At 43.8% G+C, this 15,225-nt stretch carries 12 protein-coding genes; all 12 read left to right on the forward strand.

The annotated features are described in order from the left end of the window. Positions 1-9: 9 nt before the first annotated feature. Positions 10-522: a type VI secretion system contractile sheath small subunit gene (gene tssB / locus JMW85_RS05220; protein ID WP_045448203.1), complete on the forward strand. Its 513-nt coding sequence runs from the start codon at positions 10-12 to the stop codon at positions 520-522. Positions 523-525: 3 nt separating this feature from the next. Further along, the gene (gene tssC, locus JMW85_RS05225) at positions 526-2,016 is read left to right on the forward strand and encodes a type VI secretion system contractile sheath large subunit (RefSeq protein WP_045451930.1); all 1,491 of its coding nucleotides are present in this window, start codon (positions 526-528) and stop codon (positions 2,014-2,016) included. 50 nt (positions 2,017-2,066) lie between these two features. Continuing rightward, positions 2,067-2,570: an Hcp family type VI secretion system effector gene (locus JMW85_RS05230; RefSeq protein WP_025651832.1), complete on the forward strand. Its 504-nt coding sequence runs from the start codon at positions 2,067-2,069 to the stop codon at positions 2,568-2,570. A gap of 100 nt (positions 2,571-2,670) precedes the next feature. Beyond that, positions 2,671-3,162, forward strand: coding sequence for a type VI secretion system baseplate subunit TssE (gene tssE / locus JMW85_RS05235; protein WP_176393103.1), 492 nt, complete (start codon positions 2,671-2,673; stop codon positions 3,160-3,162). Between the two features lie 74 nt (positions 3,163-3,236). Beyond that, positions 3,237-5,060, forward strand: coding sequence for a type VI secretion system baseplate subunit TssF (gene tssF / locus JMW85_RS05240; RefSeq protein WP_087816106.1), 1,824 nt, complete (start codon positions 3,237-3,239; stop codon positions 5,058-5,060). Beyond that, positions 5,024-6,064 carry a type VI secretion system baseplate subunit TssG gene (gene tssG, locus JMW85_RS05245; RefSeq protein ID WP_087816104.1) on the forward strand — a complete coding sequence of 347 codons (1,041 nt, stop codon included), beginning with the start codon at positions 5,024-5,026 and terminating at the stop codon, positions 6,062-6,064. Before tssF ends, tssG begins: the two co-directional genes overlap by 37 nt. Before the next feature lie 221 nt (positions 6,065-6,285). Continuing rightward, on the forward strand, positions 6,286-9,237 hold the full coding sequence (gene tssH, locus JMW85_RS05250) for a type VI secretion system ATPase TssH (protein ID WP_087816102.1): 2,952 nt from the start codon (positions 6,286-6,288) through the stop codon (positions 9,235-9,237). Continuing rightward, positions 9,237-10,388, forward strand: a complete 1,152-nt coding sequence (tssA, locus tag JMW85_RS05255; protein WP_087816099.1) for a type VI secretion system protein TssA — start codon at positions 9,237-9,239, stop codon at positions 10,386-10,388. Before tssH ends, tssA begins: the two co-directional genes overlap by 1 nt. Positions 10,389-10,494: 106 nt before the next feature. After that, positions 10,495-13,248 (forward strand): type VI secretion system Vgr family protein, encoded by a 2,754-nt coding sequence (locus JMW85_RS05260; RefSeq protein WP_201581129.1) that lies wholly within the window; start codon positions 10,495-10,497, stop codon positions 13,246-13,248. Between the two features lie 90 nt (positions 13,249-13,338). After that, complete coding sequence (locus JMW85_RS05265; RefSeq protein ID WP_201581130.1) at positions 13,339-13,839, forward strand: hypothetical protein; 501 nt, start codon at positions 13,339-13,341, stop codon at positions 13,837-13,839. A 20-nt stretch (positions 13,840-13,859) separates the two neighbouring features. Next, the gene (locus tag JMW85_RS05270) at positions 13,860-14,258 is read left to right on the forward strand and encodes a hypothetical protein (protein ID WP_201581131.1); all 399 of its coding nucleotides are present in this window, start codon (positions 13,860-13,862) and stop codon (positions 14,256-14,258) included. Between the two features lie 18 nt (positions 14,259-14,276). Next, positions 14,277-15,179, forward strand: a complete 903-nt coding sequence (locus JMW85_RS05275; protein WP_201581132.1) for a toxin VasX — start codon at positions 14,277-14,279, stop codon at positions 15,177-15,179. Positions 15,180-15,225 lie beyond the last annotated feature (46 nt).

Consider the following 15,225-nt stretch of genomic DNA (forward strand, 5'->3'; position numbering starts at 1 on the left):
TAACTTATTATGGCAAAGCAAGACAGTGTACAAAAGAAACTCGCAAAAGTACGTGCGCCTCGGGTGCATCTGACTTATGACGTTGAAGTGGGCGATGCGATCGAAACCAAAGAAATTCCTTTTGTCGTTGGCGTTTTGGGAGAGTTTTCAGGAGATTCAACCCTTGAACAACCACGCTTTAAAGACAAAAAGTTTGTCGAAGTAGATTTAGATACCTTTGATGAGGTGATGTCAGGTCTAGCACCGCGTGCGACCTTTCGAGTAAGCAATGACTTAAGTGATAAAGGCGGCGAATTCGCGGTTGATTTGGCATTCAATAGTATCAACGATTTTCGTCCTGAAGCGGTTGCTGATCAAATTGAGCCACTAAAGCAATTGGTACAAGCACGAGATCGCTTGGCAGATTTACGCAACAAAATATCTGCCAACGAAAAACTTGAAGACCTATTAGATGACGTGCTTAAGAACACTGAGCAAGTCAAAAAAATGGCGGAACAAAATCAAACCGATGGTGAGGATTAAACGATGAGTGCCCAAGCCCAGCAAAATCTAGCACCTGATGCGTTAAATAATGACAGTTACGACTTACTCGAAGAAATCGTCAATAAAAGTAATGTTGCCAAGTCTGATGACGAAAAAAATCGTGCCAAGTCGCAAATTGCAGAGCTTGCCAATGAAGTCATGCAAGGCACCGTAACGTTGTCAGATAATTTGGCCGCATCGATTGACGCGCGTATTGCCCAAATTGACGCGTTGATCTCCAAGCAGCTGACCACCGTCATGCACGCGCCCGAGTTTCAAAAGCTAGAGTCCAGCTGGCGTGGCTTGCATTATTTATGTAGCCAGACTCCGTCGGAATCCATGCTAAAGATTCGTATGATGAATACTACGAAGCGCGAACTGACTAAAGATTTTCAATCGTCAATTGATTTTGATCAAAGCACGCTGTTTAAGAAAATATACGAAGAAGAGTTCGGTAGCTTCGGTGGTGAACCTTATGCCGCTATCGTTGGTGACTTTGAATTTACTCGCCAAAACTCAGACATGTATCTTCTTGAGCAATTGTCTCATGTTGCGGCCGCTTCTCATGCACCTTTTGTGTCGGCAGCTTCCGCTGAAATGTTTGGTCTTGATTCCTTTACTGATATCGGTCGCCCACGCGATTTATCAAAGATATTTGAAACCGCTGAATATATACGCTGGCGTGCGTTCAGACAGTCAGAAGATGCGCGATATGTTGCGTTAACCGTGCCTAGCTTTTTAGGTCGTCTGCCTTACGATCCTAAAGATGGCACAGTAGTCGAAGGATTTAACTTTACGGAAGAAGTCTCTGGTAATAATCATGACGATTATCTATGGGTGAACGCCGCTTATGCTTTCGCTTCACGCTTGACGGCGGCTTTTTCTGACTATCGTTGGTGTGCTGCTATTCGCGGTGTTGAGGGTGGTGGCTTGGTTGAAGGTTTACCTGTTCATACCTTTAAGACTGATGAAGGGGATTTGGCACTTAAGTGTCCAACGGAAATCTCTATCACCGATCGCCGAGAAAAAGAGTTGAGCGACTTAGGATTTATCCCGTTAGTCCATTGCAAAAATACCAATTACGCTGCTTTTTTTGGGGCGCAGTCAGTACAAAAAGCCAAAACTTATCAAAACGATGATGCCAATGCCAATGCTGCGCTATCGACGCAGATCCAATACATTATGGCGGTGTCACGTATTGCCCATTACCTAAAAGCGATGATGCGCGATAAGGTAGGCAGCTTCTTAGCACCTGGTAATGTTGAGTCGTTTTTAAATGACTGGATTTCTCGTTATGTCTTGCTAGATGACGGCGCCTCACAAGAAGCAAAAGCCCAGTACCCACTGCGCGAAGCTTCTGTACAAGTTGTAGAAGTGCCGGGTAAGCCTGGTGTCTACAAGTCCGTGGTCTTTTTGAGACCACACTTTCAACTTGACGAATTGTCTGTTTCTTTGCGTCTGGTCACTCAACTGCCGCAATCTAGCAACAGCTAATCGTTTATTAAAACTAACGTGAAATTTAAATTTTAAAAAAGGTATGTGATATGAAAGATATTTATATTCAGTTCCGCGGTAAATATAAAATTGATGGCGAGTCTCGTGATAGCGAGCATAAAGGTTGGCTTGAAGTAAATACTTGGGATCACTTGATCCGTCAGCCAAAATCAGCGACAGCAAGTAGCGTTGGTGGCCATACTTCTGAGCGTTGTGAGCATGCTGACATGACGTTTATGAAAGATTTGGACTCAACCAGTCCTAAACTATGGGAAGCGTGTTCTGCTGGTTATACTTTTGATGAGATTCAAATTGATTTTTATCGTGCCAACGGTGACAAACGCGTTAAATATCTTGAAGTAAAACTTAAGCATGCGCTGATCGCAAGTGTCGAGCCAACGGTACGTTCTGAAGGCGTACCAATCGAAAAAGTCGGTATCAAATATGCTGCTGTTGAGTGGACTTACACCCAGCAAGATATCGATGGTACTGCTAAAGGCGCTGTGACTAAAAAATGGTCACTAGCCAACAACACTGCTACTTATACCGCCTAATTTAGGTTGTATCAGGTGTCATCTATTGTGTCGTACCGAAAAAGAAAGGTTTATATCTAGGCCTTTCTTTTTTGTTTGTTAAATAGGAATGATTATATCAATGAATTACGCCACTAACGCCTCTAACAAAGAAATTGGCTTTCGCCCAAATTTGTTCGAGCAGTTATTTGATGATCAGCCCCGTCATTTGTCGCATGAGCTCGTGGTTCGTCGTCTTAATATCGATGATCTAAAGTCTTCGGTCGCACGAGACCTTGAAGCTTTATTGAATACGCGCTGTGTGGTGTCTAGTAGACTGCAAAAGTATCAGCATGTGCGTTCATCGATATTGAATTTTGGCATATTAGATTTTGTGGGACTCAGCAGTGCCAATCCTACTGACTGTGATTATATCTGTCGCCAAATAGCCCAAACAGTCGAGCAACAAGATACCCGGCTAAAAAACGTTCGCGTCTCGTTAGATATTGGCGCAGTTGATGTCAATCAACTGTGTTTTTCTATTGAAGCGTTATTAAAGGTTTATCCAGCACAAGAGCTGGTCAGTTTTGATGCGTTCTTTGAGCCAAGCTCTCAGCGTTACTTAATAAAATAATCATTATCTAATTAATGAAATAACTACTACCGCTCAATTTATACAGGTAGCAGCGATCAATATATTGAGGCGTCATGGACAGTTTACTTCCTTACTTTGAGCATGAGCTTAGCCTGTTTAATAAGCAGTCAAAAGAGTTTGCCAAAAAATATCCCAAAATAGCCAATCGGTTGTTGATGGGGCACGATACCGTCGATGATCCGCATATAGAGCGGTTGATACAGGCTTTTTCGCTGATCAGTGCACGTATCAATAAAAAATTGGACGATTCATACGCTGATTTTACTGAGTCGTTATTAGAAGTCGTTTATCCCGATTATCTCAAACCTTTTCCGTCGGTCTCTATTGCACAGTTCAATCTAGGCGTACAGGGCAATGCGATGAGCGAGGCAGTCTTAGTCCCTAAAAATAGTGCGTTCGCCAGCCAAAAAATAAACGGTACGCCTTGCCAGTTTCAGTCAACCCAAGATGTGACCTTGCTGCCGCTACAGATAGATAGCGTCGACTTTGAAACTCGTCAAGAGGTGTATGACAATCAGCATGGACTACTGAATGGCTGCATTAGTATCAAGTTTAAGGGGCTCAATTCAAGCTTTGACTATCAAGCCTTATTAAACCACTCATTAGATTTGTATATAGACGAGGACGCCAGTCAGGGTACTAGTCTATGGGACTTGCTAGGGTGTGATGTCAAGCAAACGCATCTGCATGGTAGGCAGGTCAATAAGATAACGGGTAGTCCGTTTGAGATTATAGGCTTCGATCCTGAGCAGCAAATTCTTCCGAGCCATCGAGTGAGTAATGCTGCTTCTGCCTTATTAAAAGAATACTTCTATTTCCCTGAAAAATTCAACTTTTTACGTCTGAATCTTGGCAAAGTTTGTCCTAACTTAAAGATTGACAGTAACGAATTTGAAATTCGCTGTTACTTTAGATTTGATAAAAAAAATACCATCCGCCTAAAAAACTTGCAGCAATTAAGTGCCAGTAGCATTAAGTTGTTTTGCACTCCTGTTGTCAATCTATTCAAAGCAGCTGCTAAGCCTATTCAGGTGACGCATCGTTCTGTCTATTATGACTTGGTGCCTGATACGCGCGCGCTTTTTCAACATGAAATCTATGAGGTTAATAAAGTCATAGAATCTAAGCAAAGTGATAATCGTTTGATACAACGTGAATATCATCCATTTTATGCGCTCAATCACTATGAGCAGCAAGATGAAGGTCGTTATTATCACATTAAACGTGATAAGGATATGGCTGAGTTCAAGCAGGGTTTTGAATATCAGATTATGTTTGTAGAAAAAAACCGCGAAGATTTAGCCGGCGCGGTCAGTATGAGTGCGTCTTTATTGTGTACCAATAGAGATTTGCCGGCTCAAGTGGTATTCGGTCAAAGCCGTGGCGATTTGTTTAGCGAAGGGATGACTGGCTTTAGCAGTTTGTCTTTGTTAAAGCAGCCAACTCGGACTGCAAGGTTTGACTATACCGGTGAAGAGCGTTGGCGCTTGATATCGCTGATTAGTCTGAATTTCTTATCGCTTGCCGCCCAAGATGCGGAGCTGATGAAAGAGTATCTGTCGCTATATGACATTACCCAATCTGCTTCTAGCAAACTGTTGGTCGAAGGTATTGTGTCTGTCGAAACCAGTATCGAAGCTCGACGTATTCAGCGCTTGCCACAGCCTGGGTTTGTGCGTGGCACGCTGATCAATATTCAAATCAACCAAAAGAATTTTGCTGGAGTGAGTATCCGCCAGTTTGCCCATTTATTGGCGAATGTGTTTGGCTATCACGCCAGCTTAAATAGCTTTGTTGAAGTGTCCATTAGTGATGCCATTACTAAAGAGGAGATATACAGATGTCAGCCACGCAGCGGTCTCAGTCCTCTTATTTAACGGATCTAATGGCGGCGCCGCAATCTTATGAGTTATTACAAGCACTACGTTTGGTTTGGCATGAAGTCAGTATGGGGTATGCACCTATTGAGGTACGTTACCGTGCCTCGTTGTCATTGGCCTATCCGCAAGCTGAAATTGAGTCGATGGAGCTCATTGCTCAGGACAATATGGAAGACAGTGGTAGCTCATTAAAGGATGGTCAAATAAAGGCTGGTTCATTAAAGGCCAGGCAGGTAGAGGTTTGCCCTGCAGTTATCGGATTGACTGGCCCGTTGTCAGCCTTGCCAGCGATGTATACCGACCATCTAGCCTCGCGAGTCAATCATGCAAAAGACAAAGCAGCGCCCGCTTTTTTAGATTTATTTAACCATCGATTGACGGATTTGTACGTGCAAGCGAGTTGGTTTTATAACTTGCCATTACAGTATGAGATAAATAATAAAAAAGACAACTACCTACTGAGCTTGCGGGCATTGGCGCGTCAGCCGAAGAAGCTAACCGCCATCGATAGCTTGATTGCTTATGCTGGCATGATCGCCCCAGGACGCCTGACAGCCGATCAGTTGTCACATGTACTGTCGCATTTTTTAGATAGCACCGTCAGTGTCGAGCAGTTCGTGCCGGAGTGGTTTGATCTACCGGCTAGTGAGCAGACAGCACTTGGTGGTCAGCATGCTGCCCTTGGGTTGTCCGCATTTTGCGGTGCGCGCGTCGTACAGTTTGATAGCAAGATTAGAATTGTGTTTCATCAGTTGGATGCCAAGCGTTATTTAAGACTGTTACCAGCAGGGGATATGTATCAAGTTATTATTGATTTTATCCGTAAATGGTGCGGTGTTTGCTTGGCGGTCGAGATGCAACTCGAGTTAGATAAACAATATATTACCCCTTTGTCGTTATCAGAGAGCAGTTTTGGTAGTTTGGGTCAGGGTGGGTTTTTGGTGTCACAGCCTGCGACGCAGCATCATGATGACACTCGCTATGCGCTGCCGATTCAGTAAGTATTTCATGGTTAATAGACAGATTTTACCTATTATGAAGAGCCATGCATCAATTTTATATTGCTGTTTAATAAAAATAATTTTATACCATTCACAGAAATTAGAGTGGCAAGGAAAACGAGTGAAAGTACTACGTCTTGTAGGCTAAGCGAGTTTGACACAGCTAATCTTACTTTTTGGGTTTGGTATTAAGTCTAATAAGAATGTTAAAGGAAAAGATTATGAGCCAGTTAAAAGCTGTGATTACCCGCTTAAGCCCAAGCTGTCGACAGTGTTTGCAGCAGGCAGCTAGGCTTTGTATTAATAATGGGCATCGTGAAGTCGATACTGTCCATCTATTGCATGAACTGATTGCCACGCCGCACAATGATGTGGCTCAAATACTTAAATTTAATAAGATTAATCAGCAGTCATTACTAGCAGATATAACTGATTTGCTAAACACCTTTGGTCAGGCAACAGGCTCAACGCCAGTATTTAGTCAAGGTTTGATGGCGTTACTAGAAGATGCGTGGGAGCTAGCCAGTAGCCAATATAATCAAAGTGCTGATAAAAATAGCCCGCTAGAAATTCGCTCTGGTCATATATTGCTCGTGCTATTGGCGTATGAGCGTTATCAGTCGCTACTCAAAACTCTTCCTGAGCCACTACAGTATATCGACCGCTTTACCCTAAAAGATGATTATGAGCGTCAATGTCTCGGTAGTACTGAGGGCAGTGGATCAAGCAGTAATAAAATTACCAATAGTAAAGGCGTCAATAAGGGTGCTGATGATGGTGCGAATAGTGCAGACAATGATGCTAACAATCAAGAATCTTTAGACACTAAGAAAACTGAAGCTAAGCCAACCCCTGCGTTGGATAAATATACTTATGACTTGACTGCTAAAGCCAGTTCAGAGCAAATAGACCCTGTCATTGGCCGTGAGTTTGAAATTCATCAGTTGATCGATATTTTGATTCGTCGCCGCCAAAATAACCCTATTTTGACGGGTGAGGCAGGGGTAGGTAAAACAGCAGTGGTAGAAGGATTGGCGCAAAAGATAGTCGCCGGTCAAGTGCCTGATCAGCTCAAAGATGTGACGATACGTAGTCTTGACATGGGCTTGCTGCAAGCAGGGGCAAGCGTCAAAGGGGAGTTTGAGAACCGTCTCAAGCAAGTCATTGAAGAAGTACAAGCCTCGCTACAGCCTATTATATTATTCATTGATGAAGCGCATACTTTGATTGGTGCTGGTGGGCAAGCGGGTCAAAATGACGCGGCGAACTTACTGAAGCCTGCGCTGGCTCGTGGTGAGCTCAGAACCATTGCGGCGACGACATGGTCAGAATATAAAAAGTACTTCGAAAAAGACGCAGCATTGTCACGTCGCTTCCAAGTCGTCAAAGTCGATGAGCCTGATATAGAGACAGCAGTAGCGATGATTCGTGGTCTAAGTGCCAAGATGCAGAATCATTTTGGTATATTAATCGATGACGATGCGCTACAAGCGGCGGTTGAGTTATCCGCACGTTATATCAGCGATAGGCAGCTGCCTGATAAAGCGGTCAGTGTATTAGACACGGCGGCGGCACGGGTGAGCTTATCCAAGACCGCCATACCCAATCAACTTGACAGATTAAACGCCAAAGGGGTGCAGTTAGAGCAGCATATCAATAATCTCAGTCAGCAGCTCGAGCGTATCGGCGGTGTGGACGAAAAAGAAAAAGTCAGCCAAAAAATTGCCGTATTAGATGAGCAGCGCCAAACCAATCAGCAAAGCATTGCTGATATGACCAGTCGTTGGCACGAACAGCGCGAGCTTAATGATCAGCTTGATTCCTTGAATCAGCAGTTGAATGACAAGACAGATGGTTCTGATGCGCTTAGTGCAAAAGAGCGCTTAGACAAACAAGCTGAATATCAAAGTATCGAGCAATCGTTAAAACAAGTACAAGAGACGCAGCGCCTTATTCATCCCGTATTGGATCGTCAGGTCATCAAGCAGATCATCTCAGATTGGACTGGAATACCGCTGAATGATATGGCAGGTAATGAAAAAGACCATATCTTGGGTTTGGCTGATACCTTGCAAGCCCGGGTCATCGGCCAAGATCATTCGGTGGCCGCTATCGTCAAGCGGATTCATACCGCAAAAGCCCGCTTAGATGATCCCAATCGTCCGCAAGGTGTGTTTATGCTCGTCGGGCCAAGTGGTGTAGGCAAGACCGAAACCGCGCTGGCGCTATCAGAGGTGCTGTACGGCGGTGAGCGTAACCTTATTACGATTAACCTGTCAGAGTATCAAGAAGCCCATAGCGTTGCTTCGTTAAAAGGCTCGCCTCCAGGTTATGTTGGCTATGGTGAAGGTGGTGTATTAACCGAAGCGATTCGCCGTCGTCCTTATAGCGTACTCTTACTTGATGAAGTAGAAAAAGCCCATCCAGACGTATTGGATTTGTTTTATCAGGTCTTTGATAAAGGGGTGATGGAAGACAGCGAAGGGCGTTTAATTGATTTCAAAAACACGCTTATTTTATTGACAAGTAATGTTGGTTCGTCTGCGATTATGCAGGCATGTATCAATACAGATCCGAGTGTTACTGACTTTAGCCTGCCAGACAGTGATAGCCTAAAACAAGTCATTAATCCGCATTTGTATAAAGCCTTTAAGCCCGCGTTTTTAGGTCGTCTGACAGTGATACCTTACTATCCATTGACTGATGATGCGCTCGCAGAAATTATTCGCCTTAAGCTGGATAAAATCACTGGCCGTATTCGTGATAATTATGATGTGCCTTGTGTCATTGATGATGAGGTGATTGAGCTGATTTTATCGCGTTGTCATGAGGTTGATTCTGGTGCACGTAATGCCGATGCCATCATCAGCCATACCTTGCTACCGCAGCTGGCGGGTCAGCTACTGGCTCACGATGACAGTCAAAGTGTGTTAAAGAAAATTACCGTATTCGTCGATGCGGACGATAATTTTGCCTACCGTCTGGATACTGATGCCGTCGTGGCGCTCAATCAAATGGCGCAACACAGCGAAGATGAAACTGAATATCAAGTTAAGGAACCACCAAGCAAAAAAGTTTCAGCCAAAACGTCTGCCGTTAAAAAGCTTGATGTTAAAAAGTCAACAGTGAAAAAAACAGCCAGTAAAAAACCTATGAAAGAGGAGTCATTATAATGAGTAACGATAACTCTTTAGCAACCAATATTGACACCCTGATTGCGCCAATTAATGGCAGTCGTCATGGGGTCGGTGAAGACTTGATATTTGATCCACGTATTGATGCTATCGTGGCTGCTCGTCAAGAAGACGATCCGTTACTGGCACAAGGCAATTGGGTCACTGAACTAAAAGTGGCTGACTGGGATTTTGTCAAAAACCAATGTGCCGAGTTGCTCAGCCATACCAGTAAAGATATGAAGCTGGCACTGTGGTACGTCGATGCATTGAGTCATACCGATCATTTAGCAGGTATCAGTCAAGGGTTAAGTCTGCTACAAGCACTGAATGACGAGTATTGGCTCACTATGTATCCGCCGCTAGATGGCGAGGAAGATAGCATGGATATCAGGGCAGGGCTGCTGTCATGGTTCGTCAAGGCGCTATCCGATGATATTAAGCAGCTATCGCTTTCTGACACAAAGACAGAAAAATATAACTACAATTACTATCTAACCGCGCGTGATCATGACAAGCAGCGTCAGCAAAATCCCGATAACGAATCGTCTAACCAATTAACACTAAGTGACTACAACCACGCTATCAAGACCAGCAGTGAGACTTGGCAACAAGCACTGATGAGTAATCTTAAAAAAGTTACTGAGCAGTGGCAGGCGCTGACTGATCAGCTAAATGATTTGATGGGCATGGACGCGCCAGTCTTCGCACCAGTCACGGATTTATTGGTTGACCTGACCCAGCATTTGCGACCGTTGATACCAGAATACTCTGATAGTACTAGTAGTGTTTCCGCTCAAGAAAGCGTAGCAGATACTATGGACAGTATTGGTGAAAGTGCAATGTCTGATAGTAGTGGACAAGCTGCTAGCACAAAAAATATTAGCTCAACCAGTTTTAATCCTAGTAACCGAGATCATCAAAGCAATCGTCAGCAAGCGCTTAAACTATTAGGTCAAATTCAAGATTATTTTTCGACCAATGAGCCGCACAGCCCGGTGACGTTTTTACTCGGTCGGGCGATTGATTGGGCGGATATGCCGCTCGACCAATGGCTCACTCATATCATCAAAAACGAAGATCAGTTAGCGATACTCTCTGACATGATTGGAATCAAACCCAAACGTGATTCATCTGACGATGGCTATTAATTGAATCAACGACAAATGAATACTTAGTTAACGGGCAATCTGTGCACAAATTATAATCTTGCAATATTAAACTTTCCACCTTTGGACTGATAAAAAAGGGCTTATCATGGTATGGACTCAAACAAAGCGGCATGTGCAACTGAGTAGTGCCCATCTTGATATTGCCACCAGTCTCATTCAACAGGCTGACTTGATTGAAAGCTTACTTGGCATGCCTTTGCCCGACAGCGTTTGGAGTAAGCCCGCGCTTATGCCAGTGCCTACTTCCTACCCAAGCCCTTATCATCAAGATCAACGACAGCAGTCTTATCAGCAGCGCCAGCTCGCCCTCTATTGCGGCTACCGTATTAGCATTACTCTACTGCATCCACGGGCAGGACTGGATATAAAGCAATGGCTAGGGCAAAGTCTCTCGATACATTGGCATACGGGCGACACGCTACTGCCAAGCCAAACCCGTCACGGTATCATCACCGAAGTCGTTGCTCTCGGTAGTAACAGTGGTATGGCCGCCTACCGCATCATCTGTGAACCTAACTTAGGTCAATTACGCCTGAACAGTCATAATCGCCGTCATCATCATCTCAGTCTCAGTGAGCTAATTACCGATATTATCAGTCCATACGATATGAACGTTGAGATTGACGAGCGCCTCAGTGATGACAGCAACTATCATATTCAGCACAGCGTCCAATACAACCAAACCGATCTTGCTTATCTAACCCAATACCTTGCTCTCTATGGCATCACAGGCTATTACCGTCACGACATCGACAAGCACACTCTAATCTTACTACCTAGTGATGGAGAAGAATTGCGTCCTGATGTCAATGATATCCAAAGCATCCTCAGTCAAAACCCTGCCAACCTTGCTGATAGACAAGACCGCATCACTGCCATTCGTCCCCGTATTGCTCAGCATACTCAGCAAAGCGACTTACATCGTTATGACAGTCGCTTGATGAGTATCTATACTGGCAGTAGCAGTAGCGAGCAACCTATCGACTCATCAAACAGCACGCATCAGCGCTTTATGCACAGTCATAGCCGTTTTGATGATGACAGTCTCGATAAGCTCGCCACCCGCTACCAGCAGAACCAGCAGCAGCGTGCCAATCTAGGCAGCCTCACTGGTAATATCCGTCATCTGAGTTTGCCAAGTAGCCACTATATCGATGGCAACCCTTATTTAACCGATCCCATCAGTCTGGTGTCTATTCATCAGCACATTAATAATCATATTCCTACGGATTGGTTGGGGGCAGCACCCTTTGATCCTATTACCTTGCAGTCCAATACGAACCATGATAATGATGACGACAATGATAATAACGTCCATCATATCAGCGCCTGCTACCTGCCATTTCCGCACCATCACCATATTCCCTATGGGGAACAGCTGGACAAACTTGGACAACCGCATCCGAGCCTGACAGGTCTGATGAGTGCCAGTATTATTGATACAGACAGCAGCGCCATTACTCATGACCGTAACCATCGTGCGCATATTAGATATCACTGGCAAAGCGAAGGCGACGACAGCGCGCATTGGATACCCATCGCCAGCCACCTCGTCGCCGACCACATGGGACAGACCCATCCTCTGCGTCATGGGCAACATGTTCTCATCGACTTCATCGGCGGTGACATTACTCATCCCATCATCATTGGCAGCACCCATAACGGCCAAGGTAATTCTGATGCTCAGCACAACAGCATCGTCAGTGACTCAGGTAGCATTGACGCCACCAGTCCAGCTTGGTTTATCAATCAAAGCCATGCTTATCCCATAGACGGTATCAAGACTCAAAGTATTGATAGCAGTCGAACAGGCGACGCCACCAAAGACAGCCTTATTAATGGCTATAACCAGCTGATGTTTGACGCCCACCCTGAGAGTCCACAAATCAACGTCTATAGCAGCAGCTTCCAGTCTAGCTTAACCATCGGACATCTGTATCAGCATACCGACCACACCCGAGGGCAAGCCCGTGGACAAGGCATCAGTATCGAGACCCAAGCTGCCGCTAATGTGCAAGGTAGCAAAGGTATCTATATTAGTAGCAGTCAAGCATCAAATCCTCACATGAGTCATGACAGCCACAGCAAACTACAAACTGCTGACCAACATCAGCAAGCTTACGGCCAGCTAGCCGAGACTCATCAGCCAGTGGGACTAGAAGGCAGTAGCAATAATAAGAGCAAACAGAATAAGAGTAACCAGAATAAGAGTAACCAGAATAAGAGTAACCAGAATAAGAGTAACAGTAAAGAAGATGCTCAAACCCCATTTGCCGAGTTTAGCAAAGACACCAACGATAGTAGTCTTAGCGAGTCAGGAAAATGGCAACAACCTCATCTACTGATCGACTCTCAGCGTCATCTCGCTATGCTAAGTGGACAACACAGCCAGCATACCAGTACCCAAAGCACGCATAGCCACGCGACAGACAATACTCATCATCACAGTCAAACGCAAATGAATCAGCTAGTAGCGGGCGATATCCATTACTACAGTAATAAAGCCCAAACCCATACCGCTGCTCATGGCGATGTGACCATACAAGCACATCAGAACGAGATGCGTTTAGATAGCGAGCAAGTACTGCGACTCCATAGCCGAGATAGTATTGAGATTATCGCGCCTGATACGCTAACGCTGAAAGCCGCAGGTAGTGGCATTGAGATATCGGGTGGTAATGTGACGTTTATCACGCCAAGTCAGGTGGGCTATAAGGCAAGTAAGGTGGATTGGGGCAGTGGGGGTGGAGAAGCTAACAACCTAATGATGAAACAGATGCAGTTTGAGGCTTGTGAGAAGTTAGGTCAGGATAAGGCAAAACAGGGCGGAGCCATTTAATGCAGTTTTTCGATTATGAAGAGTGTGAGCAGATTAAGGAAACCAACTTATATCAGAGTCGTCTAAAAGAGATCAAAGCATGACAGCATAATGAATATCCAACCAGAAAAACCATTGAGCGTAAGCTTACAGACGCAAACGCTTGACGCTAGGGTGCTCAGTACCTTTGATGTCATGATTGTTCATTATAGCCAGACAGAGCTGATCGGCGAGATTAATTCTACTTTCCCCGATGCTATACATTCATTACAGCAAGAGTTGCTTAGCTACCACATGATCGATAGTCCAGTCATAGTCACGCTAAGCCCAGATATCAGTAATATCCTAGAGGTGCATTTGCAGGAGTGTGAACTATTATCACGTAATCATGGGCTACTAACACTGATTGACTACACCCCAGCTGAGATAAGAGCGAACAAAACTAGAATTAGTGCTCAGGAGTATTTGCCAAATGAGCCTGAATGGCAACAATCGCCAGCTACTACTAATGATTTAAACCTATTCAAACTTGATACTAAGCAAGTCGCCCATACACTTAGTCTTAATCAAATCATCTACAAAGGTGGCAAGAAAAACATCTACGCTATTTAGACGCGCAAGTACTGATTCACTTGTTACCGTTAAACCAACATAACTATATTGCCAATCGCTATGGCTATCCTAAGCGGCTTTGGCTCTCATTAAGTGATAACTGGCACAGCGTAGATAATATTCATCACTATATCCCTGACCATACGAATTATATCCAACATCAGTCAAGCTATTGTCCACTCACTCAGAACCAGTTAGATGACATTGGTATGCTCAATCGCTTCTTTGTGAAAAAGGGTGTTGGTGGTTGTGATTTGATATTGAATCAATATGAGACATTAATTAGTTGGTTAGACAAAGCAAATACTCAACTGACCGCCGCCACGCATCTTACCAACCCTGTAGATCGTATGACGATGATGAACCGATGGCTGTATGAGTGCTATGAGCAGTCAGGTCTAGTAGAAATAGATAATTAAAAGATAAGGAGTAAGGTCATGGCAGAGAGATGTGAGCAGTGTTTGGCTGATGGAATTGCGATATTGCCTCAACGATGGGGAGTAGAAGCCAACAATTTATTTAAGGAAGGTAGCTCTATCAATAGAGCGCGAAGACTACTAAGAGAAGGCTACATTTATATTCTTGATAACACTGGGGGATGGTATGGCTATGTTGTTACACAAAATCGTTATTTAAAGCAATTCGATGTGCAGAATACATTTAAAACCCCTGATTTACCAATTTCTGATTATACTTGTCATAGAGGTGATAACTGTTCAGCATTAAACAGCTTTATCCGTATTCCTAATCCAAATAATGATATAGAGACCCTATGGCTTGCTTATAGCCCTGTTAAATGGACAAAAGTAGTTATCGAAAGACATCAGAATAATGCCAATGGTGCTAAAACTAATAATATGATCAAAGTGTTACTAGCTGATGCTATCTTAGACAGTGAGGCGGGAAGTAGTGGGCATTGGGGATACGATACTAACCCTGCTTCCCCAAGTCAAGATGGGATATTTTCGTCAGAATACTATAGTGATCAAATCAATATTTTCACTAAAGATAACTATCAGCCATATAGAGGCTTAGAGCGAGAAGCACTGCGCAAAATATTTGCTGATCATGAAGAAAAAGATATTGAAGTAAATAAAATGGCGAATCGTGTTATAGAAGTTATCTTTGATGATCGTATAGGCGAATTGATTGATTTAAATGAGTTTTTAATTCAGCATGAAGAAGGTTTAGAAAAAAAATACTCTACAGATATAAAGCATAAATTGGATGTTGCTAATATTATCAATGGGTTAGAATATTCAATAAAATCTAGCGTTAAAGAAAGTTTCTTGTTAAATGACAATGAAAAAAGAATTAGCGGTTTACGTGAGAAAAATTAGTATATTTTAGCCCAAGGGATAATTTTAGTAAATATGACTACAAATA

The sequence above is a fragment of the Psychrobacter glacincola genome (genome assembly GCF_904846075.1).
GTDB lineage: Bacteria > Pseudomonadota > Gammaproteobacteria > Pseudomonadales > Moraxellaceae > Psychrobacter > Psychrobacter glacincola_C.